This window comes from Amycolatopsis sp. NPDC028719 (assembly GCF_055565395.1).
The window spans coordinates 1,211,718-1,237,676 of the sequence record NZ_JBVHUL010000002.1 but is presented as its reverse complement, the minus strand read 5'-3'; the positions used below and the strand labels follow the sequence as shown (position 1 = coordinate 1,237,676).

The following is a 25,959-nucleotide window of genomic DNA, read 5'->3' as shown; positions in this document are numbered from 1 at the left end:
GGCGTGCCGCGGAGGGGGCTCCGCACGCGCCACCCGGACCTTGCCGGCTCTGAGCGCTGTCGCGCTCACCCCCATCCCCCCCCCCCCCCCCCCCCCCCTCTCCTCCCCCCCCCCCCCCCCCCCCCCCCCCCCCCGGTTCGCTCCAGCGTTCGTAGGCGATCGTCAGCACGAGCGCGCCGAGCTGGGCGGCCACGCGGGACGCGGGATCGGGCACACCGCGGCGTTCGAGGGCTTCGGTCATCGCCGCGGTGAGCCCGAGTCCTTTCAGTGCCTCGCGTTCCCGCAGTTCGGGGTTGGCGGCGATGACCGCCCGCCGCCGGGTGCTGAACTCGCGGCGCTCGGCGGTGAAGGCTGCTTGGCCGACGGCGTCGAGGGCGTGGGCCACGGCTTCGAGCGGGGCAACGCCGGCCGGCGCGTCGGCGATCCCGGCGGCGAGCAGCCCGGCCATCGTGTCGCCGCCGAAGAGCACCTCGCGCTTGTCCGGGAAGTGCCGGAAGAAGGTGCTCTTCGTCAGCCCGGCGCGCTCGGCGATCTCGATCACGGTGGTGTTTTCGTAGCCCCGCTCCTCGAAGAGCTCGAGCGCGGCGACGACGAGCCGGTCGGAGGCGTGGGGTTGCCAGCGGGCCATGAACCCAGTGTACGGGACTTGGTCCCGTCAGCTCGTGTACGGTGATGGGACCAAGTCTCATCACTCTGGAGGTGGCTCATGAGCCGCGCTGTCATCTACGAGAAGTTCGGCGGTCCCGAGGTCTTGGAGCTGCGGGAGGTCCCGGAGCCGCATGCCGGGCCGGGCGAGATCCGCGTCCGGGTGGCGGCCGCGGGACTGAACCCGATGGACGGCGGCCTGGCGGCGAATCCCGAGCTGGCGGCGCGGTTCGGCGTGGCGGTACCGGCCGGGTTCGGCTACGACCTGGCGGGAGTCGTCGACGAGGTCGGCCCCGGTGCCACCGGTTTCACTGTGGGCCAACGAGTCTTCGGCGGCGTGATGGCGCGCGCCGCGGCGGACTTCACGGTGGTGGCCACCCCCGCCGAGACCCTCTGGCCGACGCCCGACGGCATCCCCGACGAGGTGGCGGCCACACTCCCGGTGGCGGCCATGACGGCGGCCGCCGCCCTGGCGGCGATCGACGTGCGGCCGGGCGACACGGTCCTGATCGGCGGCGCCGCCGGCGGGGTGGGCGTGTTCGCCGTCCAGCTGGCGAGGCTCGCGGGTGCCCGGGTGATCGGCACCGCGGGGGAGGGGACGTTCGACTTCCTGCGTCAGCTCGGTGCGTCGCCGATCGCGTACGGCCCCGGGCTGGCGGACCGGGTGCGCGCCTCGGCCCCGACGGCGGCAACCGACCTGTTCGGCACCGAAACGGCGTCGGCGGCACTCGAGCTCGGCATCCCACCCGAGCGGATCTCGACGATCGCGGCGGGCCCGAACCCACCCGGCGGCGTGCGCGCGACCGGCGGCGTCGACGCGGGCCCGGACGCGATGAAGGAGATCACCGACGCGATCCTCGCCGGGGACGTCGTCGTGCCGATCGCCGCGGCCTTCCCGATCGAGAAGGTCCGTGAGGCGGTGGAGCTGCAGGCGGGCCGCCACGTCCACGGCAAGATCGTGCTGACGCTGTGACGGCTCGGGTTCGAACGCAGTGAATGACTCATTCCTGGCGCCGGACGCCAGGAATGAGTCATTCACTGCATCGGAAAGTGGCCTCGCGCGGGCCCGGGGCTCTCGCCGGAGACCTTTTGCGGGGGCCGCCACGCCGACCGGCGCCGGTCTGGCCGACCGGCGCCGGTCTGGCCGGTCTGGCCGGTCTGGCCAGACCGGCCTGCTGACCGGCCTGCTGACCGGCCTGCAGACCGGGCTTGCTGGCCGGGCTTGCTGACTGGGCTTGCCAACCACGCCTGCTGACTGGGCTTGCCAACCGGGCCTGCCAACCGGGCCTGCCGACCTTGCCGGGCCCGGGCCGGCCTCACGACGGCAGTGACCCCTTGATGCCGGTGATGATCAAGTCGAGCCCGGCGCCGAAAGCGCGGTCGCGCTCCTCCCTGGGCCACCCGGTCTTCCGCGCCTGCTCCTCGGTCGTGAAACCGTTGGCGTAAGCCAGCACCGTGTCGACCGCGACCGTCGCCGTCTCCGTCGTGACACCCGCGCCGGCCAATGCCTCGACGAGGTTCTCGAACACCGCGATCGCCTCGGGGCCCGGGTCGTGGAAGCCCGAAATGAGGCGGGCGCCGTCGCGGTGGGACAACATCACGTCGCGCATGCCCGAGGCCGCGCCGCGCAGCAGTTCCTCCCAGGGCGCGTCGGCCGGCAGCGCCGAAGCGGGACCCACCAGCGAAGCCACCATCGCGTCCAGCAGCGCCTGCTTGCTCGGGTAGTGCCGGTACAACGCACTCGCGCGCACCCCGAGCCGGCTCGCCAGGAGGCGCATCGTCAGCGCGTCCAAGCCGGCCTCGTCGAGCAGCTCGATCGCCGCCTGCAGTACCTCGGTGCGCCGCTGCCCCACGAAAGTCCTCCGAAACCCGGGCTTGACAGTCCTGACCCGCCTACGTGAACAATGTACACGTGAACGTTGTTCACCTGGAGATGGGGGATCACGATGACACGGATTCTGGTGATCGGCGCCGGACTCGGCGGGCTGACGCTCGCGCACGCCCTGGTCCGCGCGGGCCTCGACGTCCGCGTGTTCGAGGCCGACGACGGCACCGGCGAACGCACCCAGGGCTACCGGATCGGCCTCGCGCCGCCGGCGATGGACGCCCTGCGCGAGAGCCTGCCGCCGCGGCTCTACGCCCTCGCCGAAGCCACCAGCGGCAGCCTGACCGGGCCGGGACTGCTCTTCGACGAACAGCTCACGCTGCTCAGCAGCGACCTGCCCGGGCCGGAGGAGTCGAGGGCGTTCGACCGGCAGGTGCTGCGGCAGATCCTGCTCGGCGACCTCGGCGACCGGGTCTCCTTCGAAAAGCGGCTCAAGAGCTTCACGGAAGATGAGGAGACCGTCACCGCCTTCTTCGCCGACGGCACGGAAGCGACGGGTGACGTCCTGGTCGGCGCAGAAGGCGGGAACTCGGTGGTGCGCCGCCGGGTGGTGCCCGAGGTCCGGCTCGTCGACGCCGACCTGTGCGGCGCGATGGGCCGCACCCCGGCCACCGACCGCTTCCGCCGGCTCGTCCCCGGGCGCGGCACCATGGTCAAGGGGCCGGCGGTCACGCTGATGCTGGGCCGGATGGACTTCGACCGGCAGCCGGCGGAAGCGGCCGCCGAGCTCGTTCCCGGGCTGCCCGTGCCGCGGCGGGAAAGCTACGTGCGGTGGGTGCTGCTGGTCCCGCCGGACCACCCGGTGGCCGCCGGGCCGGCCCGGGAGGACGCCCGCGAACTGGTGCTGGAGCTGATCGACGGCTGGCATCCCGATCTCCGGGCGCTGGTGGAAAGCGCCGACCTGAGCGCCGTCGGCCGCTCCAAGGTCTTCGACCGCCCGATGCCGCCGTGGCCGGTGAGCCGCGTGACGCTGCTGGGGGACGCCGCGCACCAGACACTGGCCAGCGGCGGAAACGGGGCCGTCACCGCGATGCAGAACGCCGTGCGGCTGAGCGCGCGGCTGGCCGAGGTCGACCGGGGCCGGGAGGACCTGCTCCCGGCACTGGAGCGGTACCAGCGAGACCTGCTGGACCGCGGGAACGCGGCGGTCGAGGTGGGCAAGCAGGCCCTGCGCAGGTTCGTCCCGGCCGCGGGGGAAGCGCGCTGAACGAAGATCGACGGCTGCCCCCGGCGAGCCGGGCTACGAGTAGGTCCAGTGACCCAGCCAGGATTCGCGCCACGCCACCGTCAGCTCGCTCACCCCGTCCACACCGGACTGGTCCACGTGGGCCTTCCACGCCTCCTCCAGCGCCGCGCACAGCTTGGACGCGGGCAGCTCGACCCCGCCCGAGGAGAACTGGCGCAGGACCGACTTCGGGACCGCCAGCTTCGCCTTGCCCCGCACCACGGACTGCTCGGTCGCGCGGCAGATGAGGTACTCGACGGTGGCCAGATCGCCCGCCGAGCCGGTGGTGTCCGGCGACACCCGGGGCGCGACCTGGGCCAGTGCGCGGTAGAGGCAGTCCAGCGGGGCGGCCAGCCCCCGGTGCTGGCGGGCGATCTCCCACGACACCCACACCGCCATGCAGTCGGGCATCTGGAACGGGCGGTAGGCGAACGCGGGACCGGTGAACGTCTGGTAGTCGCTGGTCGGGTCCTTCGCGGACGGGCCCGGCCCGTCGGGGTCGGGTGGCAGGCCGAGGCGCTTGAACAGCTCGCGCAGCAGCTTGTGCGGCCGGGCCGGGGTGGTGGCCTCGCCGAGCAGCTTGCCGAGGATGCGGTTCAGCCGGTCGGTGGCCACGCCGTGGATCGCCAGCTGCAGGTGGACGAACGCGACGTCCGACAGCGTCGTGGCCGCGCAGCCGACCACCCCCACCTGGGGGTAGCGCTGGAGGAACGCGGCGATCGCGTTCGTGGAGCCGACCCGCGCCGGCCCGACGAACGTCACCGGCAGGACCGCGCCGATCCGCTGGCGGGACCGGAGATCGCCCTTGTACAGCGGGGAAAACTCGCCGTCGGCGTGGTAGACCTCGAACCAGTTGCCCTGCCGGTGTCCCGGCCGCGTGTCGGCGAGCCAGAAGCTGTACCGGTGCTTTTCGCACAGCTCCCGGAACCGGTCGGCCAGCTCGAACCGCGCGGCCGCGGACGCGTCCCGCAGCGCGATCGCGAACCGGACGGCCAGCGACGCGCACGGCGACGCGATCTCCTTGCGGGTGCGGAGGTCGTGGTTGCGGGTCTTGACGACGAGCGGCAGCTGCGCCGGGCACTGCAGCGACAGCAGCGGCGCGTCGATGAGCGAGGACGCGGCGTCGGAGATCTCCCGGACGAGGTCGCGGATGGCGAGGCCGTGCCACTCGCTCACCTCGCGCGCGCCCGGGTCGATCGCGATCAGGCCCTCGAACCGCTGCGCGGACTCGTAGATGAACGTCGGGTTGGGCGAGGTCGTCTGGTGGAACACCCAGCCGCCCGAGCTCTCCTGCGGGCGTTCCGCCGGCTGGTGGCCGTCGACGCGCTCGACGACCTCGGTGCCGTCCAGGGGCTTGCGGGTGCGGGTGCCGATCACGACGCCGGCGCCGTTCGTGGCCGAGCACAGCGTCTCCAGGAAGACCGTGCTCTCGGAGCCGGCGGAGACGAGTTCGCGCAGGTAGCCGTGGCGGGCCACCGCGTGGTGCACTTCGAAGTCCACCTGGGTCACCGGCTGCCGCGCGATCTCGAAGCCGGCCCGGGCCAGGTCGGCCACGTTCCGCACGGAGATCCGCTGGGTGCGCACCCTTCACCACCCCCCGGACGAGTCGAACCGCACGTCGGCCTCGAGGGGCTTGCGGCGGTCCCAGGCACCGGAGCCCGCCCACCTCGGCGCCCCGATGCGCGAGAGCGGGGTCGCCGATTCGCGCCAGGACGCCTGGCCGAACAGCACGAGCGCGGCGAGCACCGGCAGCGCGACCGCCACGGTGAGGGCGACCTGGACGACCTCGCCGCGGCTCTGCGTCGCGACGGCCGCGGCGAACCCGGCGATGGCCGCGATGCTCAGCTGGACCAGCGCCTGCGGCAGCGTGCCGAGGTACCCGAGCACGGTGCGCCGCGGCGGCAGCGACAGGCGGCTGTAGAGGAAACCCGGCAGCAGCAGCAACATCGTGATCACCGACTGGCCGTCGCCGATGTGGCCGAGCGCCTCGGTGGCGGCCCGGCCGTAGGGCCACGGGCTGCCCACCAGCAGCCAGCCGAGCACGAACGACACGGTCGCGACGGCCAGCGCGTAGAACGTCACGTTGAGCGGGCCGGACTTCGTGGAGTCCTTGAGGACGAGCGTGGCGCGGATCCGGACGTGGTCGCCGCGCGGGTCGCGGCCGCCGGAGCGGCGCCAGTACGCCCGCGCCTCGTTGTCGGCGATGCCGTTGACGAGGACCAGGTCCTGCCCGAACTCCCGCTCGGTCAGTTCCCGCGCGGCCTCGCGGAGGTTCGCGGCCGTGAACTCCGGGTGCCGCCGCAGCGAGTTGTCGAGCTCGCCCACGTCGGTCCGCACCGCCTCGCCCGTGGTGGCCGCGGCGGCGAGCCGGTGGCAGGCGGGCAGGCTGCGCGGGGACAGCTCCACGCCGGACTGGCCGGCCTCCCACTTGCGGCGGCGCAGCAGGTCAGCCAGCCGCCGCAGCACGGTCTGCGCCTGCAGCTCGAGGATCTTGTGCCGGGCGCCGTCGGCCTCCTGCAGCGGCGCGGCGTCCTGGCGTTCGGCCAGCGAGAGCAGGTCTTCGGCCAGGCCGTCGACCTGGTGCTGGTCGGCGTCGGTGGACAGGTACATCCGGGAGATCTCGGCTTCCGGCGCGGTGCCGGCCACCAGGTGGTAGGACTTCAGCGTCGCCGGGATCATGGTCTCGTAGCTCACGACGTAACCGCGGCGGCTCGAGGCCAGCCGCCGCCACTGCTCCCTCGCGACGGGCTGCCGGGCGTCGACGTGCAGCGGGGTCTCGTAGCTGAGCCGGTGTTCCTCGACCGAGTCGTCCAGCGCCACCACCAGCATGTAGTCGCGGACGGCGACGTTCAGCAGGTACGCGTATTCGACGAGCAGGTCCGCGCAGCCGGAGAGGATGTCGAGCGCCAGTTCCCGGCATTGCCGCCCGTAGCCGGGCACCGTGCCGCCGGCCGGGGCGAGGGCGAACTCCTCTTCCGGGTGATTCCGTTCGGTGAGCAGTGTCAGCAGCGCCTGCTGGATGAGCCAGCGCGGTTCGTGCACCTGGAACAGGAACGTGTTGAGCTCGTGCTTGGCGGTCTGGGCGTTCTCGTCGCCGGCGAGGATCCCGCGCAGCAGCCGGTAGAGCCCGGCGGCGACCAGCCGGGACGCCTCGTGCTGGGTGAGCCGCGGCAGCTTCTGCCCGGCGCTGTCGAAGACGTCGACGGGGGAGACGTCGCGGCGCGGCAGCCGGGCCAGCGGCACCCACAGGGACCGCTGCCGGGCGGGTCGCGATGCCGCCCGCTCGCCGTGTTCCTGCCCGATGAGGTCCTGCAGCTGCGCGGTGGCCTGGCGCTGTCCTTCGTCGAGGAGCTTGAGGCTGACGTCGACCTCGGTGCTGCGCCGGGCGGTGCCGTGTTCGACGACGGTCAGCCGCTCGGTCAGCCGGCGCACGTGGTTGAGCCGCAGCGAGGTGTCCAGCAGCGCCAGCCCGACGGCCGCGCCCTGCCGCGACAGCCGGGGCGGGGCGCCGGGAATGGGGATCGTCTCGATCGCGTGCCGGAGACTCTCGATGCCGTCCACACCAGTGAGAGTAGGAGGTGGGGCGAGTTGATACGAGCGAAATGAAGCTATTGCCCGAATGGTCGCACCACCCGCCCGGCCGGTACTCAGGCGGCGCGGCGCAGCTCCTTGTCACCCGGGTAGGGGCCGGGCTTCGGGCGGACCTTCCCGCCCGGGAACGCCAGCCTCAGGATCGTGCGGTGGACCGTGCCGAGCTGCTTGGACAGCGGGCCCGTGTTGTACGGCAGGCCGTAGCGCCGGCAGATGTCGCGGACCCGCGGGGCGATCTCCGCGTACCGGCTGCTGGGCATGTCCGGGAACAGGTGGTGCTCGACCTGGTAGCCGAGGTTGCCGCTCAGCAGGTGGAACAGCGGTGAGCCGGTGATGTTCGCCGCGCCGACGAGCTGGCGGACGTACCAGCCGCCGCGGGTTTCGTCGCGGACCTCCTCCTGGCTGAACGTGTACGTCTGGTCGGGGAAGTGGCCGCAGAAGATGATCGAGTGCGCCCACAGGTTGCGGATGATGTTCGCGGTGAAGTCGGCCCAGAACGTCGCCGCGAACGTGCCGCCGCCCTCCGCACGCACCGCCGCGAGCTGGGCCCGCACCGCGCCCCGGCGGCGCCGGCCGCGCGCCCGGTCCGCCAGCACCCGGGCCCGGGAACGCGGCTCGGGACGCAGGAGCCGCCCGACGGCGGTCGCGGCGAGGGCGCTCACGAGCGGCCAGCCGACGTAGTCCTTCAGGATCTGGTCGCGGGCCTTGCCCGAGATGCCCTTGATGTCGTGCCACACGTCCTTCATCGGCTTCTCGCCCGCGCGGATGGCTTCGACGTCCAGGTCGTGCACCGCGACGCCCCACTCGAAGAACGCCATCAGCAGCAGGTTGTACAGCGGCTGCGCCAGGTACGCCGGGTGCCACTTCTGGTGCGGGTCGATGCGCATGATCTCGTAGCCGAGATCCTTGTCCTTGCCGCGGATGTTCGTGTACGTGTGGTGGATGTAGTTGTGCGAGTGCTTCCACGCCGCCGCGGTCGAAGCGGTGTCCCAGTCCCAAGTGGACGAATGGATGTACGGGTCGTTCATCCAGTCCCATTGGCCGTGCAGCACGTTGTGGCCGATCTCCATGTTCTCCAGGATCTTCGCGATCGCCAGGCAGCCGGTGCCCGCCGTCCAGGCTGCCTTGGACCGGGAGCCGAGCAGCAGCGCCCGGCCGGCCACCGCGATCTGGCGGTGCAGCCGGATGACGCCCTTGATGTACCGGCGGTCGCGCTCGCCCAGGTCGGCGCGCACCTGGTCGTGGATGGCGTCGAACTCGCGGGCGAGTTCGACGAGCTGGTCCTCGCTCAGGTGGGCGAACGGGTGCGTGGGGGCAGTCATGGGTTCCTTTCTCCGTTCAGAGTTCGACCGTGACCCGGCCTTCGGCACCGTGCACGCAGGTGCGCACGATCTCGTTGTGCTTCTCGCTGACGGCGTTCGTGCGCAGGTCCCGGATCCGGCCTTCCCGGATCGGCAGCACGCACGTGTGGCACACCCCGACCCGGCAGCCGAAGGGCATGTCGACGCCCGCGTTCTCGCCCGCGACGAGGATCGGGGTGCCCGGCGGGCAGTCCGCGTCGAGGTTGCGGTGCGCGAACCGCACGGTGCCGCCCGCGCCCTCGGCGTCCGCGCCGCCGACGATCGGCTGGAACCGCTCGTGGTGCAGCCGGCCGGGGTCGCCGTGGCGTTTCCAGTGCGCCTGCAGCGCGTCGAGCAGCTCGCCGGGACCGCAGGCGTAGGTTTCGCGCTCGCGCCAGTCCGGGCACAGGGTGTCCAGGTCGCCGGGGGTGAACCGGCCGTCCCGGCCGGTGATGCGCAGCTCCAGGCGGAAACCCTCGTGCTGCTTTTCGAGGGTGGCCAGCTCGTCGCCGAAGGTGACCCCGTCCGCGTCCCGCGCCGAATGCACGTGGACGACGTCGCGCAGTCCGGGGCCCGGGCCGAGGTGGCGCAGCATGCTCATCACCGGCGTGATGCCGCTGCCGGCGGTGACGAACAGCAGGCCGCGGTCGAGCCGCGCCGGCAGGGTGAAGGACCCTTCGATCTCGCCGAGCCGCACGACCTCCCCCGGGTGGACCCGCTCGACCAGGAACGGTGAGACCACCCCGCCGTCGACCTTCTTGGGGGTGACCGCGATGAGCCCGTCGGGGCGGTCCGGGCTCGACGTCAGCGAGTACGCGCGCCAGTGGTGGACGCCGTCGATGACGACGCCCAGCCGCACGTACTGCCCGGGCCGGTGCCCGACCCAGTCGAAGCCCGGCCGGATCAGCACGGTGGCCGCGCCGCCCCGCTCGGGCTCGACGCGTTCGACTCGGCCGCGCAGCTCCCGGGTCGACCACAGGGGGTTGATCAGCTCGAGGTAGTCGTCCGGGCGCAGGGGAGTGAAGAGCCAGCGCAGCGCACGCAGGGCCCGCCGTCGCAGTGGCGACGCCGGGGGACGCATTCCCACTTCAGCCATGCCCGTTGAGTGTACATACGTGCACTCAACTCGCACGTCGAGTGGTGTGAAACGTTTAAGTCAACGGCACGGTGACGAGCCGATGCGGGCGCAGAATCACCGGCCCGAGCAGACCGGACGCGAGCACCTGCCCCCGCGCGTTGGCGCCCGTGTTCGTGACCCGCACCCGGACGCGGTTGCGCCCGGGCCGCAGGGTGGCGCTCACGTCGACCCGGTACGGCGCCCACAGCCGTGACCCGGCGGCCTGGCCGTTGACCTCCACTTCGGCCACCTCGTGGACCTCGCCGAGGTCGAGCGTCCACCGCCGGCCCGCGACGGCGGGCACGTCGACTTCCGTTTCGTACCAGGCGGATCCGGAATACGCGGGGTCCACTTCGGTCCACGAGCCGAGCGCGCGCGGGGTCGACGGCGCGCCCGGCCGGTCGAACCGGAACGTCCAGTCGCCGCCGAGCGGGACGGGTGCGAGCGGGTCGGAAACGGTTGCGGTGCCCCGGTAGTCGCGAGCGCCGTCCGTCGCGCCGACGGTGATGCGGCCCGGGCCTGCCGCCCGCACGATCGCGCCGTGCCCGTCGATGCGCTCCACCGGCGCCGAGGCGGACACCGCGTGCAAGGGCTCCCGCCCGCCGCGGAAGACCACCAGCAGCGCGGCTTTCGGCTCCAGCCGCAGGGAGACCGCCGTGCCGGCCCCGGCCGTCCGCCAGACGCCCGCCGGGGCCGCCGCCCCGGTGTCGGGGTCCCACACCTCGGGCGTTCCGGCCGCCGGGAACGTCGCGGTCAGCTCGACGGCGTCGGCGCGTTCGCTCACCACGACGAACGCCTGCTCGCCCCGGCTTTCCAGGCGCAGCACCCGGATGTCGGCGTGCGGCGGGTCCAGCGCGGCCGCCGCGCCGCCGGCCGTGACCACCGCGGCCGCGGCCGCACCCGGGCCGTCCGCCCGCGTCACCGAGCGCGTCGCGAACAGCTCGGCGAGGGCGGCCCGCAGGCCGGCGTCGTCACCACCGGCTTCGCGGGCCGGTGGTGCGCCGGTGACGACCACGACGCCGCCCCCGCGGGCGAACCGGGTCAGCGTCCGCACCGCGCCGAGCGCCAGGACCGGCGTCGCCGGCACCACGACGATCCGGTACGCCTGCTGCCCGGCGACCAGCTTCGGCCCGCTCGGCCGGGCGTGGACCAGCAGCGCGGGATCGGCGTCGAGCGCGCCCTCGTCGAGGAAGTCGAAGTCCACCTGGACGTCTTCGAGTGCGTGCGCGGTGGTCAGGAACGCGGTGTCGAGCCCGGCCATCGCCGGGGTGTCCTGAGTGGACTCCGCGGCGCGCTGCGGCTGCAGCAGCGCGGTCCGCGCCACGGCCGGCGCGCGGCACGCTTCCATCAGCCGGCCGATCCAGTCGTTCAGCGGCGCCGACACGGGCCACCACGGGTTGGCGGGCTGGAACGGCGGTGGGTAGACGACCTGGTTCTCGTCGCTGAACCGCGCGTGCAGCAGCGTGTGGTTGACCCCGCGCACGGCGAACGCGCCGACGACCTCGCGGACGAACGCCGGGGTCACCGTCCACCCGGTGCCGCCCATGGCTTCGAGGTACACCCGCTCCAGGCCCAGCTGGTGCGCGGTGCTGGCCGGGAAGCGCGACAGCGTGCGGTGGTAGCCGCGCTGGTAGTGGTCGAAGATCAGGTCGGTGCCCGGCACCTGCGCCCACTGGTTGTTCGCGTTGAGGTTGCCCGAGCTCTGGAGTTGCTCGCCCGGGCCGTATTCGTCCCAGAGCGGGTTCGAGATCAGCTTCAGGCCGTGGTCGGCCATCCACCGGCCCTGGGTGCGGTAGTAGGCGGCCGCGAACCGGTTGCTCACCGCGCGCCAGAACAGCCCGCGCAGGCGGAGCCCGTCCGCGCCGAGGTCGTCGTGCACCGCGGTCAGGGCGATCCCGGCGGACGTCCCGAGCCGGCCCAGCTCGGCGTCGAGGGTGGGGGACCAGGGGACGGTGTCGAAGGGACCGTACGCCGAGGCCAGGTAGGGCTCGTCGTCGGCGAAGCCGCGCAGGACCGCTTTCGCCGCCCACGGGAAGCGGCGCACGTACTCGCCGGGCACGGCGTCGAGAAACAGCCGCACCGCTTCGTCGTCCAAGAGGTCCAGGTAGGCGCGGCCGGAGCCGGTGGGCGTGCTCAGCGGGCGGACGGTGAACAGGTCCAGCTGCCACCGCCCGGCCGGCGGCGTCCACGTCCCGCCCGCGCGCGCCTCTTTCGTGAGGTCCACGAGCGAGCGCGGGTCGGCCGAGCCCGCCGGGCGGGCGGTCGCGGCGACCAGCGGCAGGCCGCCGGCGGGCAGGTCGAAGGCGTCGAGCGCGGCGGCGGTGTCGAAGGTTTCGTCGTACAGCACGGTTCCGGCGGGGTCGCGGACGGTGAGCCGGTCCCAGGAGGACCGCTGGCTCGCCACCGCGCGCACGCCGACGCGGCCGGTGGCGAAGGCGATGTCGGCCGGGGCCTGCGCGGTGCCGTCCAGCGTCACGGTGAGGTGCGTGCCCCTTGCTTCCACGATCAGGACGTGGTCCGCACCCGGGTCGAAGCCCGGGACGGGGGTGCCGCTCCGCACGAGGGTGAACGAGCCGCCGGTCTGCTGCCAGACGTCGACGGCGCCGTCGGCCCGCAGGTCGGCGAGGACGCCGTCGCCCTCGCCGGCGCTGCGCACCATCAGGCCCGCGGTCGCGCTCTCGACGCGGACCTTCGCTTCGACGTCGTAGTCCTGCCACTGGGCGCCTTGCCGCAGCAAGGTGACGCCGTCGCGGGCGGCCGCGTCGACGAGCAGCCGGCCGTCCGAAACGGACAGTCCGCGGCTGGCCAGCGGCACCGGGCCGCCGCCGGTGACCGTGAGCACCTGGTGCCCGACGCCCTTGAGCCGCAGATCCGGCCGCGGCGGGTACACGCGGCCGCCGACGGTCCCGCCGTCGACGACGAGCCCGCCGGCGCGGCCGCTGGGGAAGTAGTCGTCGTTGAAGAGCCAGACGTGCATGCCGTGGCGCTGGGCCTCGCGCAAGGCGAATTCGATGACGGAGAACCACTCTTCGCTGAAGAAGGCGGGTTTCAGGGCGGCGGTCTCGAAGGGGAAGAGCAGGACTTCGTACACGCCTTGGCCGCGCAGGTCGGCGAGCCCGGCGGCGACGAGGTCCGGCGTGACGGTGCCGTTCCAGAACCACAGCACGGTGGGGCGCGAGTCGGGCCGCGGGTCGGCGAAGCGGCCGGCGGGGAAGCCCGCTTCGGCGGAGGCCGCTTCGGCCGCGCGGGCTTGTCCGAAGTGGACGATGGCACCCGCGCCGGGCCTTGCCGACGGCGGCCGGGGTGAACGGCCGGCGCCGCCTCGGTCGCCGAGAGCCCGTCGCCGAAGAGCGTGGGCGGTGTCTTGAATGAGTCATTCAGGTCTTCGGCGGTCCTGAATGACTCATTCAAGACGTTTGCCGAGCCGAGGCGAACCCCGAGTTCGCCGAATCCGGGCGGGCGAGGTGAGCTGCAGTGAATGACTCATTCCTGGCGCCGGACGCCAGGAATGAGTCATTCACTGCATCGGAGGGGGCCCCGAGCGAGCGGCAACCGACTAGCCGCCGGCCTAGTGCGGCGTGTTGCGCGCGTACTCCGTCAACTCGCCCCGGTTCTGCAGGTTCGACTTCGCCATCAAACTCGCCACGTGCTTCTCCACCGTGCGCGGCGAAATGTGCAGGCGGCGGGCGATTTCCTTGTTGCCCATGTTGTCCGCCAGCAACTGCAGCACCTCGTACTCGCGCACCGTCACCCCCGCCGACCGCAGGCTCGCCGGGAGGCGGTCGGAGCCCGTGCGGCGCTGGCCGACCGGGGCGCCGATCTTGCGGAGCAGGCCGCGGCACGCGCTCGCCACCGCCGTCACCTCCGCCTGGTGGAAGTACTCCTCGGCCTCTTTCAGCCACGTCACCGGGTCGCCCCAGCCGTCGGCCGAGGCGGACTCCGCCACCATGCGCAGGCCCAGGTGCCTGCTCACCGGGAACGGGGCCGCAGCCTCGATCGCCGCCGACACCGCCGCGTCGGCCTGGTCCGGTGCACCCGCGCGGCCGTGGCGGACCGCGTCGCCCAGCAGCACGAACTGGCGGTTCCAGCGCATCCCGCTCACCGCCGTCGGGGGCCGGGCCACCTCCGGCTCCGTCCCGTCGAGCGCCTCGACCAGCAGCCGCAGGCCGTGCTGGCCGGCCAGGTGGAAGCGGCTCGGCTGCCGCTCCTCCAGGGCCAGCACCTGGTCCAGCTCGCGGCGGGCGCGTTCGGCGTCCTCTTCGAGCAGGGAACAGAACACCTGGGCCAGCCCGACGCTCAGCACGAGCTCCTGCGCTCCGGCGCCGCCCTCGGCGCGGAACTCCTCGAGCGCGCGTTCCATCCGCGGCCGGTCCGCCTGGTGGGCGGCCACCATCGCGCGCGTCATGTGCGTGTACTGCAGCAGCGCGACCAGGCCGAGCCGGCCGAGCACCGCGAGGTTCTCGTCGAGGATCGTTTCGGCCTGCGCGAACTCGCCGCGCATCGCCGCGTGCACCGCGCGGCTCGCGTCGACCGCGCAGGTCAGCGTGATCGCGCCGGTGCGCTGGGCCTCCGCGCGGGCCAGGTCGAACGTGCGGACGTCGCCCTCGGCCAGCATCCGGTGCCCGCCCAGGCGCACGAGAACCTGGGTGCGCAGGTGCGTCAGCTGGTGCTGTTCGGCCAGCCGCCGCGCCAGCTGCAGGTAGCGCTCGGCTTCGGCCAGGTCCGTCTCCAGCGCCACCATGCCGAGGACCTGCAGCGCCTGGCACGACACGAACGGCACGCCGGCGCGCTCGGCGACCTCCCACGCCTGCTCGGCCAGCTTCCGGGCCCGCTCGGTGTGGGACGGGCCGGGGATGTCCAGCCACAGCGTCGCTTCGACGGCGTCCAGGCCCGCCTTCTGCTCTTCGGTGATCTCGCCGCCGAGCGGGGCGCGGGCCTGCTCGATCTGGTTGAGGCACTCGTCGTGCCGCCCGCCGATGTAGGCCGCCCACGCCAGCTGGATGTGCAGGTCGACGGCCCGCTCCAGCCGGCCGATCTCGGCGAAGCGGGCGGAGAACTCGACGGCCCGGTCGAACTGCCCGGTCTGCCCCAGCGCGTGCAGCAGGGACTCCAGAGCGTCGGCTCGGTCGTCGGGGCTCGCCGTGGCCAGCAGCTCGACGGCGCGGGTCAGCATGGTCACCGCCGTGTCGGCCGCGCCGCCGTCGAGCGCGCGGCGGCCGGCCTCGGCGAACAGCCGCCCGGCACCGGGGTGGTCCATCGCCGTCAGCCGCAGCGCCGCGGCCAGCGCGCACAGTTCGCCCGGCAGGCCGGGGTGGAGGAGTTCGACGGCGTCGGCGGCCCGGCGCGCCAGGTTCGCCTTCGTCGACGGCACGAGCCGGGCCAGGAGGGCTTCGGCGGTCAGCGGGTGGCGGAAGGCGTACCAGCCGGGGGTGGTCTCGTCGGTGGTGACGAGGTGCGCGGCGACGCTCGCGCTGATGTGGTTGTGCAGCATGCGGTCGTCCATGTCGGTGACCGCCTGCACGACCGACAGCGGGAACCGCCGCCCCAGCACGGCGGCCACCGAAAGCAGCGTTTCGCCGTCGGGCCCGAGCGCGTCGACGCGGGTGGCGATGCTGCTGATCAGCGCCTCCGGCACGCGCGCCTGCAGCTCGCCGACGACCTGCCAGCCGCCCGCCCCGCCGACGAGCAGGCCGTCGCCGAGCATGCCGTGCAGCAGCTCCTCGACGACGAACGGGACGCCTTCGCTGTTCTGCCACAACAGGTTCGCCACTTCGGCGGGGACCGCGGCCGGCTCGGTCTCCAGGCAGGCGGCCGCGAACTCGCGGGTGCGCTCGGCGTCGAGCCGGGCCAGTTCGAAGGTGTGGCTGGACGAGCGCTGCGCCGCCGCGGTCGCCAGCCGCAGCGCCTCACCGGGTTCGCCGCGCAGGGTGCCGATCAGCATGACCCGGCTGGACGCCAGGTTGTCGACGAGGTACTCGACGATGAACAGCGTTTCGGCGTCGGCGTTGTGCAGGTCCTCCAGCACGATCAGGCAGCCGCCTTCGCGGCCCGCCACCGACAGCAGCCGGAACACCGCTTCGGCCAGGACCAGGAGGTTGCCGTTGTCGTGCGGCCGGTCGCCGCGGTACCAGTCGGGCACGAGCCGGGCGAGCACCGGCACGAGCGGGTCGAGCTCGGGCGCGGCGGGCGGGAGGCCGCCGCGGAAGTGCGAAAGCAGAGCTTCGGCGAGCGGCCGGAACGGCACCATCGGGCCGATCGAGCTGGCCCGTCCGCGTAGCACCGGGAGCCCGGTCGCCAGTGCCCGCGAGGCGATGTCGGCGGCGAGCCGGGATTTCCCGATCCCGCCTTCGCCGACAAGGAAGAAGGCCCCACCGTGGTCGGTGCGGGCCTTCTCCAGAGCCTCCGACAGTGCGCCGAGCTCCCTGTCGCGTCCGATGAGACGCGTCGACCGGATGCCCATCGCGGTCACTATAACCGGATGGGCGCCCTCCGGACGTAGGTCGAATTACCGACGCCCGGGGTGTCTCACTATTCGGTGAAGCCGCCCGTGACGACCGTGATGTCCATCGTGGTCAGCGAGTTCTGGCTCACCCGCGCCGCCTTGCCGGACAGCGCGTGGTTGCGGGCGCCGGTGCGGGAGGTCCGGGGGAGGGTCAAGTCGCCGATCGGGTTGTCGGTGCCGGCGAAGTCGTGCTCGGTCATGCGGGTGGCTCCACTCTCGGTAGTGCGGGGCTACTGGGGGAAAGCGATGCTGACGGTGAAGACGGGGGTGATGTCCAGGGTGTCGGCGCCGTTGTGGCTCAGCCGCGCGGTCCGGCCGGCGAGGGCGCGGTTGCGGGCGCCGGTCCGGGTCGGCGCCGGGAGGGTGGGGTCGCCGATGGGGTTGTCCGTGCCGATGAAGTCGTGCTCGCTCATGGCGTGTTCTCCGCTTTCTGTCGCGATCGGGGCCGGGGGACGGACGTCAGAGGGCGAAGGTGCCGTTGGTGACGACGGTGGGGCCGCCGAGCGTCTCGAGGGTCATCCCGGAGAGCCGGGGCCGGGTGCCGGCCAGCGCCTGGTTGCGGGCACCGCAGCGGGTCGCGCGGGGGAGCACCAGGGCACCGACGGTGGCTTCGACGGTCTCGGCGGTGGTTTCGGGCATCGGTCGTTCTCTCCTCGGGTGGGGACGGGTACGGATCAGCGGGTCGGGGGTTGCAGGAGCAGGGCGGACGGGACGCGGGGGCCGAAGCCGAGGCGCAGCAGGCCGTAGCCGATGCCGGCCAGGCCGGTCAGCAGGCCGGGGGACGGGACGCCGTCGGGGGTGCCGCAGCGCGCGCCGTCCTGTTCGACGGCGGTGAGCAGCTGCCCGGTGCGGGTGGCGACCGCGGCGGCGGCGCCGAGATGACCGGTCTCGGCGAGGAAGCCGAGCACGTCGGTGATGCCGGTTTCGCCGTGGCAGAGGCTGAGGTCGCGCAGCGGGTCCTGCGCGGCCAGCCGCGCGACCTGCTCGTCGAGGCCGCCGAGCACCGCGGGCTGGCCGGCGTAGGCCAGCACCTGCCCGGCCAGGCCGGAGCACCACCCGTGCCCGGTGGCGGCCTTCGCGGGCGGCAGGGTCGCGGTCTCCCGCGGGTACCCGGCGAGGGCCCAGTCGACGCCGGCCGCGCCGTGCGCGAACCCGGGGTCGGCGAGGTCGGGGTCGAGGGAGCGGACGGCGAGCTCGGCCGCGTAGGCGTCGGCCAGCAGCGTGGCTTCGGCGAGCCCGGTCTGGGTCGCCACCGAGCGCAGCGCGACCAGGCCGCCGGCCAGCCCGGTGGTGTAGCGCGGCGACGTCTCGGGTGTCGGCGGTGGCAGCACGGCGACCGTGCGGGCCGTCAGGTCGAGCAGGTCCGGCCGGTCGAGCAGCCGGGCGAGCCGGGCCGTGGCGTAGGCGACGCCGCCGAGGCCCAGCAGCCCGCCGGGCCCGGCCGCGGCGGCGAGGTCCGGATCGGCCTCCAGCGCCGACACCAGCCGCGGCAGGCCGGAAAGCGCCTTCCCGGCCAGGTCGCGGTAGCGGTCGATGCCGGTCAGCTCGGCCAGCTGGGCGAGGAACAGCGCCACGCCGGTGTAGCCCTCGCCGAGCCCGGCACCCATCGGCAGCACGGTCCAGTACTTCTCGTCGACGAGCTCCAGCCCCACCCAGTTGACCCGGCCGGCGGCCGAGGACGCCCGGGCGATGATCGCGTCGGCGACGCCGCACGCGGCCGAAAGCAGGTGCGCGGGTTCGGGGCTCTTGCTCGGCAGGACGCGGTCGGTGACCCCGGTGCCCGCGTGCGTCTCGGCCGCCGGGCGGGTGGCCAGCGCCGCGGAGATCAGCCATTCCTGGTCACGGCGGTCGATCGTGGTCATCCCGGCGACCTTCGCGCGCACCGTCTCGAGCGGCGGTTCGGCGAGCAGCCCGGAAAGGCGGTTCCCGTCGGCGTCCCAGAGGTCCGCGGACCCGGGCCGGCCGGTGAACATCGGGACGTCGCCCGCCCACAGGTCGGTGAGCTCGGCGGCGACGAGCCCGCGGCGGACGTCGTCGGTGCTGTCGTCGTGCAGCAGCCCGAACGCGTCGTCGCGCGCGTCGGCGTCGGCCAGCAGCGACGGGTGCGTGGTCTCGTCGAGCAGCCGCGTGTAGAAGCTGGTCGGGCGGACCAGGACACGGATCCCCGCGCCGGCGCAGCGGTCCAGCAGGGCGGTGAACTCCGCCGCGCCGGCGGCGATCGCGTCGTAGCCGGCGCGGAAGCCGGCCAGCAGCGCGGCGCCGTGCTCGGCCGGTTCGACGTCGGCGCCGCCGAGGGCGGGCCGGTTGACGCCGGTGCCGATTCCGCCGGGCACCCGGGTCAGCCGCATCCGGTCGGTGCCGGCGTCGAGCCAGTCGACGCGGGTGAGCGCCGGGGCCGCCGCGCGGCCGCCGCCGAGGCCGGAGATGTCGACCGCGCCGTGCTCGCCGACGATCATCTGCGGCAGCAGCAAGGTCCGGTGCACCGACCGGGTGAGCAGCTCGGCGGCCGGGTCGACGTCGAGCTGTTCGGCCGGCAGCACCGGCTGGAAGAGCGTTTCGATGTCGATCAGCACAGGCTGGTCGCCGGCGGCGATGATGTTCTCGAAGTGCACGTCGGTGCCGTCGAGGGCGTGCAGCAGGGCGAGCAGCACCCCCTGGCGGCGGTAGAACCGGTCCACCTCGGTGAGATCGGCGCACGGCCGGTGCTCGACGAAGCGGAGCCAGCCGTAGCCGGGGCGCACCAGGACGTCGACCGTGCGCAGCTCGAGACCGGGCACGCGCGGGTTGAGCCAGTCCACCAGGCCGGTGAACGCCGCGTGCAGGTCGAGCGGGCGGGGCTTGTAGATGACGCGCGCGCCGCCGGCGAACCGCAGTTCGCGGACCGAGCGGCCGCGCTGGTGGGCGTCCCCGGTGCCGCCGCTGATCTCGACCAGGACGCCGGCGTCGGCGCCGGTGAACGCGGTGAGGGCGGCGCGGTCGGCGGCGAAGCGGTCGAGCAGCTCGGTGACCGACTCGATCGCGTGCAGGGCCGCCTGCGCGGCGAGCCGGGCGAGCACGGGGTAGCGGTGCAGCAGGTCGGTGAGTCCGCCCGGAGTTCCGGTCTGCCGGACGAAGTCGGCGAAGCGCTCTTCGGCGGTTTCTCCCGCGAGGACCTCCGCGCGCCGGGCCCGGCCCAGCTCCAGCACCAGCGTGCGGGCGGCGAGCCCGGCGAGCTGGTGGCCCAGCCGTGCGGCGCAGCCGTCGGCGACCGCGGTGGCGTCGACGGCGGGCGAAGCCGCTGCGGCGCCGGCGATCGCGGCGCGGGCCGCGTCGGTGAAGGGACGGAACACGGAGGCGAAGGCAGCGCGCCAGTGCGCCGAAGCCGCACTTCCACGGGAAAGTGCCGCTTCCGGGACCGCACTTTCCCGTGAAAGTGCGGCTTCCGCGAAGTCGACCCACGCGGGGCGGGTGCCGTCGGGGCGCCGCTCCTGCGTGGTCAGCGCCGCCGACCACCAGGTGGACGGGAGCGTCGTGGTCGCCGGGTTCGGCTGCGGGGGAATCACGGGATCGAGCATGCCAGCGGGTGACGTGGGTTACATGGGGGTGCTACGCCCGCATTCCCGCCCGGTATGGGGGCGTTCTGGGGGTTCATGGGGGCGCGGGCGGCGAAACGCCTGGTCGTGGACGACGCGACTGCGCCGGACGGACGTGGCGGCTGGGCCGTTCGGCGGGCGGGCCCGGTAGGGGCCGACGAGGACATCCGCGTCGCCGATCCCCCGTGCGGGGCACCCCCGCCACCCCGGACTCCGCGGTCGCGCGCGCGGCCGCGTCGCCCGCGCGCGAGGCGGACCAGGGGCCGGGAGCGGCGCCGGAATGCGGGGCCGCCGCACCCATGTGCGCCGGCCGTCCGCCGATGACGATTCGTCGTGAGAAGTTCGCGGCTCGCCCCGCGGACGTTCCCCGAACACACAGGGAGCGACGCACGATGACCACGTTCCAGATCGAGCAGACCCCCGACGGGCCCGGCGTGGCCGCGGGCCCCCCGCTCAAGTTCGTCCTGTCCAGCGTCCAGTCCGACTCGCACATGTGGAACCTCGTCGCCCTCCAGCTGATCATGGAGGAGATGGGGCACGAGGTGGTCAACCTCGGCGCCTGCGTCCCGGTGGAGCGGCTGCTGGCCGCGTGCCGCGCCGAGCGGCCGGACTGCCTGGTGATCAGCACCATCAACGGCCACGGCCACGTCGACGGCGCCCGGGTGATCTCCGCCCTGCGCGCCGACACCGGCCTGGCCGGCCTGCCCGCCGTCATCGGCGGCAAGCTCGGCGTCCAGGGCGACGCCAACGCCGAGCTGGAGACCGAGCTGCTGGCGCTGGGCTACGACGCGGTGTTCCACGTCGGCGCCGGCGACTCCGGCCAGGCGATCGAGTCGTTCCGCGAGTTCGTCGCGGCGAACGTCCGGACCTTGCGGTGACCGCTGCCCGGTCGGTGTTCAGCAGCTTCGTGGCCGAGCACCGGCGCCGCCGGACGCTGCTCGTCCAGCCGCGCATGGGGTTCTCCGACCCCGCCACGATGCGCCGCGGGCTGCGCGCGGTCGCCGAGGCCGGCGTGCCGGCCGTCGGCACCGTGACCCTGGACAGCTACACCCGCACCGGGCAGCACGACCTCGCCGCCATGTCGATCGCCTCCGGTGTCCCGCTCAACGGCTACCCGCTGGTGGCGCTCGGCCCCGCCGCCACCGCCGAACTGGTGGACGGCCTGTACGGCCCGCGCTTCCCGGTCCAGGTGCGGCACGGGTCGGCGCAGCCCGAGGACATCTTCGCCGCGATGCTCGAAGCCGGGCTCGACGCCTCCGAAGGCGGGCCGGTGTCCTACTGCCTGCCCTACAGCAGCGTGCCGCTGCGGACGGCGGCGAAGTCGTGGTCGCGCTCGGCGTCGCTGCTGGCCGGACAGTCCGTCGAGTGTCATCTGGAGAGCTTCGGCGGCTGCATGCTCGGCCAGCTGTGCCCGCCGGGGCTGCTCGTCGCGCTGTCGGTGCTGGAGTGCCTGTTCTTCGCCGAGCACGGCGTGCGCAGCGTGTCGGCCAGCTACGCGCAGCAGACCAACCCGGAGCAGGACGCCGAAGCGCTGTGGGCGATGCGGCGGCTTTGCGCCGAAGAACTGTCCACAGTGGACTACCACGTGGTGCTCTACACCTACATGGGGCTCTTCCCGGAGTCCGCGGCCGGGGCCCGGGAGCTGGTCGCCGAGAGCGTCCGGCTGGCCGTGCGCACCGGCACCGAGCGGCTGATCGTCAAGACCACCGCGGAAGCGCACCGGATCCCGACCGTCGAAGAGAACGTCGAGGCCCTGCGGCTGGCCCACGCCACCGCCCTGGACCAGCCCGCCCCGGCCGCCCTCACATCAGAGGACACCGAGGTGTACGCGCAGGCGCGGCGGCTCGTCGACGAGGTGCGTTCGCTCGCCCCGACGCTGACCGAGGCCCTGCCGGCGGCGTTCGAGCGCGGCCTGCTCGACGTCCCGTACTGCCTGCACCCCGACAACGGCGGCGAAACCCGGTGCGTGCTCGACGACGAAGGCCGCCTGCAGTGGTGGCACACCGGCCGGATGCCGCTGCCGCCCGCGCTGGGCGGCCGCCGCGGCCACGACCGGGTCAGTGCGACCCGGCTGCTCGCCGACCTGTCCTACCACCGCCGAAGGCTCGACCCGGTCCTGTCCTGATCCGTCCCGACCAGCTGGGAGTGAGAACGCCATGGAGTACACCGATCCGCCGGACCCGCGTACGCACCTGACCTCGGAGACCACGCGGCACGTGCTGGGCCTCCAGCACAAGATGCTCACCGAGGCGCGCGCGTTCCTCGGCGCCCGGGGCTTCACCGAGCTGCTGCCCCCGGTGATCGGTCCTGTCACCGACCCCGGCGGCCGTGGCGCGAAGCAGGTCGACGTCGACTTCTACGGCCACCGGTACAAGCTGATGACCAGCGCGATCCTGTACAAGCAGGCGTCGCTGCTGGGCTTCCCGAAGATCTTCTACGTCGCGCCGAACGTGCGGCTGGAACCGCTGGAGACGGCGAACACGAGCCGGCACCTCGCCGAGTTCCACCAGCTCGACGTCGAGGTGGCCGGGGCGTCCCGCGACGACGTGCTCGACCTGCTGCAGGACCTGGTGGCGCACGTGGTGCGCCGCGTCGTCGAGGAGGCGGGGGACGTGCTGGAGGCGCTCGGCCGCGACTCGGGTGCGTTCGCCGACCTGCTCGGCGGCGCGTTCGGCCGGCTGTCGCACACCACCGCCGTCGAGACCCTGCGCGAGCTCGGCCACCCGCAGAGCGCGGACGCCGAGATCGACTGGGCGGGCGAGGCGATCCTGTCGGAGAAGCACGCGCGGCCGTTCTTCCTCGTCGACTACCCGAAGGGCTCGCGCGGGTTCTACGATCGCGAAAGCGCTTCCACGCCTGGTGTTCTGCGCAACTTCGACCTCATCGCGCCGGAGGGCTACGGCGAGCTGTGCAGCGGCAGCGAGCGCGAGCACGACTACGGCCGGATCGTCACGCGGATGCGGGAGACGGGCGAGAACCCGGCGAAGTACGCGTGGTACCTCGACCTGGTGCGGACCGGGATCCCGGCGAGCGCGGGCTTCGGCCTGGGGGTGCAGCGGTTCACCCGGTACGTCGCCGGGCTGGACGCGGTGTGGCAGGCGACGGCGTTCCCGAAGCTGCCGGGGGTGGTCTCGCCGTGACCGCGTTGCACGCCGGGGGTTTCCCGGAGGATCTCGTCCGGGCGCGGGCCCTTCACGGTGTCTCGGCGGTGTTCCCGCCTGCTTCGGCTTACGGGACTTCGTTGTTCGGCGACGCTTCTTCTCTTTCGTCGGACGTCTTGGACGAGGCGCGGCTGGTCCCGCCGGTGTTCGTGCCGCGGCGGCTGGAGAAGCTGATCGAGCTGGGCCGCGAGCCGCTCTACGGCGACGTCTCGCTTTCGGCGTCGATCGGCGGGTTCGAGTCTTCGCTGCCGCTGTACCTGTCGGCGTTCGGGTCGACGCAGGTCGCGGGGGCCGGCTTGGGTGCGGCGGCTGCGTCCCAGGCCGCGCGGCTCGGCATCCCGATGGTGATCGGCGAGAACGTCGTGCCGGTGCACGGCCACGGCCGCGGCGGCGGGGAATCGGCCGGGACGCTGCTGGAGCGGATGCGGGCGTACGCGGACGCGGTGCCCGACGGGCTCGGCGGCGTGGTCGTCCAGCAGAGCACCGAGGACGCCGACGCGGAGGTGTGGAACCTCGTGTACTCGGACCCGTCGGCGGCGCCGTTGCTGGAGTCGGGGCGGCTGGCGTTCGAGCTGAAGGTCGGGCAGGGCGCGAAGCCGGGGCTCGGCGGGATGACCCTGGTCGACCCTTCGGTGGCGGCTTCGCTCGCTTCGATGTATGCGGTGGATCAGTCGTTGGGCTCGCAGGTGCTGCGGAGCAGTTCGCCGGGGACGTTCACCGACGAGATCCTCCGGCAGCAGATCCGCTTGATGCGCAACAACTTCCCGCGGGCCGGGGTGTGGGTGAAGCTCCCACCCGGCCGCGACGTGGGTGCCGCGGCTTCGGTGGCGTGGTCGGCGGGGGCGTCGGCGGTGACGGTCGACGGGGCCGAGGGCGGCTCGGGCTGGGCCCCATTGTCCTTCGCGTCGGTCGGGCTGCCGTTGGCGGAGTGCCTGACGCGGATCGGCACGCCGGCCGGCTGCCTGCTGGCCTCGGGCCGCATGTGGGAGGGGACACGGGTGGCGAAGGTCCTGGCACTGGGAGCCCGCGCGGCGGGCCTGGGCCGGGCTGCGCTGCTGGCCGTGGACACGGACCCGGTTTCCGGGCTGGTCCGGTTCGCCGAGGCGCTGGCGCTGGAGCTGCGGATGTTGCTGAGCGCGCTGGGCCAGTACCGCGCCGACGCGCTGACGCGCGAGGACGTGTGGTTCCCGGGCCAGGCGGACCAGGTGCGCGAGCAGGTGCTGTCATGACGCGCGGCTTCGCGGGTCCGAAGGTCTTGAATGAGTCATTCAGGACCTCCGAAGACCTGAATGACTCATTCAAGACGTCGGGCGCGCCGGGGATCGGCGGTGCGTCGTGACTGCCGTCGACGAGCCGCGCGCGGCGACGGCCGAGCCAGGTGTTGTGGAAGCCCGATCGGGTGTTGCGGCAGCTGGACCGGGAGTTGCGGCGGCCAAGCTTGCGGTCGGCGCAGAAGCGATCGGCCCAGCGGCCGACTCCGCGATCCAGGCCAAATCACGCGCCGGCCTTCCCGCTCCCTTCCTCGGCCTCGTCCTCGCCATGGGGCTGTCCTCCTTCGGAGACGCCGTCTGGCTGATCGCCCTCTCCCTCACCCTCGTCGGCACCGCCGGGCCGGCCCTCGCGGGCCTGGTTCTCGCCCTCGGCTCGCTCCCGAAAGTCCTCACCCTTCTCGTCGGCGGCGCCGTCGCCGATCGGACCGGGCCGAGGCGGGTGCTCGTCACCACCGACCTCGTCCGCGCCGGGGCCATGCTCGCCGGGGCCGCCGCCGTCTTCGTCGTCGGGCCCGCACTGCCGCTGCTCGCCGGGCTCATCGTCGTCATGGCCGTCGCCAGTGCCTTCTTCATCCCGGCCTCCGATGCGCTGCGGCCGAACCTGCTGCCGCCCGAACACCTCGTGCGCGGCAACGCCGTCTACCTCGCCGCCGTGCGTGGGGGGCAGGCCGCCGGCGGGGCGCTCGGATCATGGCTGGCGGGGCTCGGCGGGCTCGTCGTCGTCGCCGTCGTCAACGGCGTCAGCTTCGGGATCTCCGCCCTCGCCGCCGGCAACACCAAGGCCCTGACCAGCAAAGAACCCCGGGAACGCGTCAAGCTCAAGCAGCTCGGCACGGAGATCGGCGAAGGCTGCCGGTACGTCGCCCGCCGACCCGCCCTGCGGACCGCCATGATCGTCACCGGCCTCCTCGAGCTCAGCGGGGCCGGCCCGATCAACCTCGGCCTGGTCCTCCTCGGCGGCACCCAGGGCGCCGGCTGGCTGCTCACCGCGATGACGCTCGGCGCGTCCCTCGCCTTCGTCGTCTCGGTCAAGTGGCCGCCCCGCGAGAATGCCGGACGGCTCGCCACCGCGGGCCTCGCCGCCCAGGCCGGCTGCCTCGCCCTGCTGGCCACCGGGAACCTCGCCGTCGGTATCGCCGCCTTCTTCACCCTCGGCCTCGTCGCCGGGCTCACCGCGCTCGTGCTCGTGAGCCTCGCCCAGCGGTGGGCGACCCCCGAGATGCGCGGGCGCGTGATGTCGATCCTCGCGCTGTTCACCCTCGCCGCCACCCCGGTCGGCAACCTGCTGATCGGCGTGCTGACCGAGGCGATCGGCGTCCCGCTCACCATGTTCGCCCACGCCGCGGTCGCGCTCGCCGCGCTCGCCCTGCTCGTCGCCACCCCGGCACTCGGCCGGGCCGCCCTCACAGAGGAGAAGAAATCATGACCAACCCCTTCGAAGACGAGAACGGCACCTTCCTGGTCCTGGTCAACGCCGAGAACCAGCACTCGCTCTGGCCGTCCACTGTGGACGTCCCGGCCGGCTGGCGCACCGTGCACGGCGAGGACACCCGCGCCGCGTGCCTGGAGTACGTCGAGACGCACTGGACCGACCTGCGCCCGGCGAGCCTCGTCGCCGCGATGCGCTGACCTTCCCCACCCGCCGGCAGA

At 73.4% G+C, this 25,959-nt stretch carries 20 protein-coding genes; 8 read left to right on the top strand and 12 right to left on the bottom strand.

Annotation, left to right across the window (positions count from 1 at the left end; translation table 11 throughout):
- Window positions 1–628: TetR/AcrR family transcriptional regulator (locus ACZ4TR_RS13725; RefSeq protein ID WP_465287325.1), on the bottom strand; the 628-nt coding region annotated here is incomplete at its 3' end.
- Between the two features lie 78 nt (window positions 629–706).
- Here ACZ4TR_RS13725 and ACZ4TR_RS13720 point away from each other — a divergent pair.
- The gene (locus ACZ4TR_RS13720) at window positions 707–1,618 is read left to right on the top strand and encodes an NADP-dependent oxidoreductase (protein WP_465287324.1); all 912 of its coding nucleotides are present in this window, start codon (window positions 707–709) and stop codon (window positions 1,616–1,618) included.
- Between the two features lie 343 nt (window positions 1,619–1,961).
- Here the strand turns inward: ACZ4TR_RS13720 and ACZ4TR_RS13715 are convergent, their stop codons facing one another.
- Window positions 1,962–2,498 carry a TetR/AcrR family transcriptional regulator C-terminal domain-containing protein gene (locus ACZ4TR_RS13715; RefSeq protein ID WP_465287323.1) on the bottom strand — a complete coding sequence of 179 codons (537 nt, stop codon included), beginning with the start codon at window positions 2,496–2,498 and terminating at the stop codon, window positions 1,962–1,964.
- A gap of 93 nt (window positions 2,499–2,591) precedes the next feature.
- Between ACZ4TR_RS13715 and ACZ4TR_RS13710 the strand changes: the two genes are divergently transcribed.
- The gene (locus ACZ4TR_RS13710) at window positions 2,592–3,737 is read left to right on the top strand and encodes an FAD-dependent oxidoreductase (protein ID WP_465287322.1); all 1,146 of its coding nucleotides are present in this window, start codon (window positions 2,592–2,594) and stop codon (window positions 3,735–3,737) included.
- Between the two features lie 33 nt (window positions 3,738–3,770).
- Here ACZ4TR_RS13710 and ACZ4TR_RS13705 read toward each other — a convergent pair whose 3' ends face one another.
- The 10 genes from ACZ4TR_RS13705 to ACZ4TR_RS13660 form a co-directional block, all read right to left on the bottom strand.
- Window positions 3,771–5,339 (bottom strand): hypothetical protein, encoded by a 1,569-nt coding sequence (locus ACZ4TR_RS13705; protein ID WP_364528871.1) that lies wholly within the window; start codon window positions 5,337–5,339, stop codon window positions 3,771–3,773.
- Between the two features lie 3 nt (window positions 5,340–5,342).
- The gene (locus ACZ4TR_RS13700; protein WP_465287321.1) at window positions 5,343–7,316 is read right to left on the bottom strand and encodes a hypothetical protein; all 1,974 of its coding nucleotides are present in this window, start codon (window positions 7,314–7,316) and stop codon (window positions 5,343–5,345) included.
- 86 nt (window positions 7,317–7,402) lie between these two features.
- Window positions 7,403–8,668, bottom strand: a complete 1,266-nt coding sequence (locus ACZ4TR_RS13695; protein WP_465287320.1) for a fatty acid desaturase family protein — start codon at window positions 8,666–8,668, stop codon at window positions 7,403–7,405.
- Window positions 8,669–8,684: 16 nt separating this feature from the next.
- A complete protein-coding gene (locus tag ACZ4TR_RS13690) occupies window positions 8,685–9,782 on the bottom strand; it encodes a ferredoxin reductase (RefSeq protein WP_465287319.1) in 1,098 nt (365 codons plus the stop codon).
- A gap of 55 nt (window positions 9,783–9,837) precedes the next feature.
- Window positions 9,838–12,969 carry a glycosylhydrolase-like jelly roll fold domain-containing protein gene (locus tag ACZ4TR_RS13685; protein ID WP_465287318.1) on the bottom strand — a complete coding sequence of 1,044 codons (3,132 nt, stop codon included), beginning with the start codon at window positions 12,967–12,969 and terminating at the stop codon, window positions 9,838–9,840.
- Between the two features lie 402 nt (window positions 12,970–13,371).
- Window positions 13,372–16,263 carry a helix-turn-helix transcriptional regulator gene (locus tag ACZ4TR_RS13680; RefSeq protein WP_465287317.1) on the bottom strand — a complete coding sequence of 964 codons (2,892 nt, stop codon included), beginning with the start codon at window positions 16,261–16,263 and terminating at the stop codon, window positions 13,372–13,374.
- A gap of 68 nt (window positions 16,264–16,331) precedes the next feature.
- Window positions 16,332–16,505, bottom strand: a complete 174-nt coding sequence (locus ACZ4TR_RS13675) for a hypothetical protein (protein ID WP_360667758.1) — start codon at window positions 16,503–16,505, stop codon at window positions 16,332–16,334.
- A gap of 30 nt (window positions 16,506–16,535) precedes the next feature.
- Complete coding sequence (locus ACZ4TR_RS13670; protein ID WP_284740827.1) at window positions 16,536–16,718, bottom strand: hypothetical protein; 183 nt, start codon at window positions 16,716–16,718, stop codon at window positions 16,536–16,538.
- Window positions 16,719–16,764: 46 nt separating this feature from the next.
- Window positions 16,765–16,944 (bottom strand): hypothetical protein, encoded by a 180-nt coding sequence (locus tag ACZ4TR_RS13665; RefSeq protein WP_284740826.1) that lies wholly within the window; start codon window positions 16,942–16,944, stop codon window positions 16,765–16,767.
- A 35-nt stretch (window positions 16,945–16,979) separates the two neighbouring features.
- Window positions 16,980–19,847, bottom strand: coding sequence for a type 2 lanthipeptide synthetase LanM family protein (locus ACZ4TR_RS13660; protein ID WP_465287316.1), 2,868 nt, complete (start codon window positions 19,845–19,847; stop codon window positions 16,980–16,982).
- 422 nt (window positions 19,848–20,269) lie between these two features.
- Between ACZ4TR_RS13660 and ACZ4TR_RS13655 the strand changes: the two genes are divergently transcribed.
- The 6 genes from ACZ4TR_RS13655 to ACZ4TR_RS13630 all read left to right on the top strand — a co-directional run bounded on the left by ACZ4TR_RS13655 (window position 20,270) and on the right by ACZ4TR_RS13630 (window position 25,938).
- Window positions 20,270–20,755 (top strand): cobalamin B12-binding domain-containing protein, encoded by a 486-nt coding sequence (locus ACZ4TR_RS13655; RefSeq protein WP_364522061.1) that lies wholly within the window; start codon window positions 20,270–20,272, stop codon window positions 20,753–20,755.
- Window positions 20,752–22,002, top strand: coding sequence for a methylaspartate mutase (locus tag ACZ4TR_RS13650; RefSeq protein WP_465287315.1), 1,251 nt, complete (start codon window positions 20,752–20,754; stop codon window positions 22,000–22,002). The genes ACZ4TR_RS13655 and ACZ4TR_RS13650 overlap by 4 nt, the downstream gene beginning before the upstream one ends.
- Window positions 22,003–22,033: 31 nt before the next feature.
- Window positions 22,034–23,017, top strand: coding sequence for an asparagine synthetase A (locus tag ACZ4TR_RS13645; RefSeq protein WP_465287314.1), 984 nt, complete (start codon window positions 22,034–22,036; stop codon window positions 23,015–23,017).
- On the top strand, window positions 23,014–24,267 hold the full coding sequence (locus ACZ4TR_RS13640) for a glutamate synthase-related protein (RefSeq protein WP_465287313.1): 1,254 nt from the start codon (window positions 23,014–23,016) through the stop codon (window positions 24,265–24,267). Before ACZ4TR_RS13645 ends, ACZ4TR_RS13640 begins: the two co-directional genes overlap by 4 nt.
- A 310-nt stretch (window positions 24,268–24,577) precedes the next feature.
- Entirely contained in the window at window positions 24,578–25,735 is a 1,158-nt protein-coding gene (locus ACZ4TR_RS13635) for an MFS transporter (RefSeq protein ID WP_465287312.1), read from the top strand.
- The gene (locus ACZ4TR_RS13630) at window positions 25,732–25,938 is read left to right on the top strand and encodes an MbtH family protein (RefSeq protein WP_360667785.1); all 207 of its coding nucleotides are present in this window, start codon (window positions 25,732–25,734) and stop codon (window positions 25,936–25,938) included. The genes ACZ4TR_RS13635 and ACZ4TR_RS13630 overlap by 4 nt, the downstream gene beginning before the upstream one ends.
- Window positions 25,939–25,959: the final 21 nt, after the last annotated feature.

Excerpts from the sequence above, each read along its gene's own strand:
- ACZ4TR_RS13720 (WP_465287324.1), top strand. The coding sequence starts at position 707 with ATGAGCCGCGCTGTCATCTACGAGAAGTTCGGCGGTCCCGAGGTCTTG.
- ACZ4TR_RS13710 (WP_465287322.1), top strand. The coding sequence starts at position 2,592 with ATGACACGGATTCTGGTGATCGGCGCCGGACTCGGCGGGCTGACGCTC.
- ACZ4TR_RS13695 (WP_465287320.1), bottom strand. The coding sequence starts at position 8,668 with ATGACTGCCCCCACGCACCCGTTCGCCCACCTGAGCGAGGACCAGCTC.
- ACZ4TR_RS13690 (WP_465287319.1), bottom strand. The coding sequence starts at position 9,782 with ATGGCTGAAGTGGGAATGCGTCCCCCGGCGTCGCCACTGCGACGGCGG.
- ACZ4TR_RS13680 (WP_465287317.1), bottom strand. The coding sequence starts at position 16,263 with ATGGGCATCCGGTCGACGCGTCTCATCGGACGCGACAGGGAGCTCGGC.
- ACZ4TR_RS13675 (WP_360667758.1), bottom strand. The coding sequence starts at position 16,505 with ATGACCGAGCACGACTTCGCCGGCACCGACAACCCGATCGGCGACTTG.
- ACZ4TR_RS13670 (WP_284740827.1), bottom strand. The coding sequence starts at position 16,718 with ATGAGCGAGCACGACTTCATCGGCACGGACAACCCCATCGGCGACCCC.
- ACZ4TR_RS13665 (WP_284740826.1), bottom strand. The coding sequence starts at position 16,944 with ATGCCCGAAACCACCGCCGAGACCGTCGAAGCCACCGTCGGTGCCCTG.
- ACZ4TR_RS13655 (WP_364522061.1), top strand. The coding sequence starts at position 20,270 with ATGACCACGTTCCAGATCGAGCAGACCCCCGACGGGCCCGGCGTGGCC.
- ACZ4TR_RS13645 (WP_465287314.1), top strand. The coding sequence starts at position 22,034 with ATGGAGTACACCGATCCGCCGGACCCGCGTACGCACCTGACCTCGGAG.
- ACZ4TR_RS13635 (WP_465287312.1), top strand. The coding sequence starts at position 24,578 with ATGGGGCTGTCCTCCTTCGGAGACGCCGTCTGGCTGATCGCCCTCTCC.
- ACZ4TR_RS13630 (WP_360667785.1), top strand. The coding sequence starts at position 25,732 with ATGACCAACCCCTTCGAAGACGAGAACGGCACCTTCCTGGTCCTGGTC.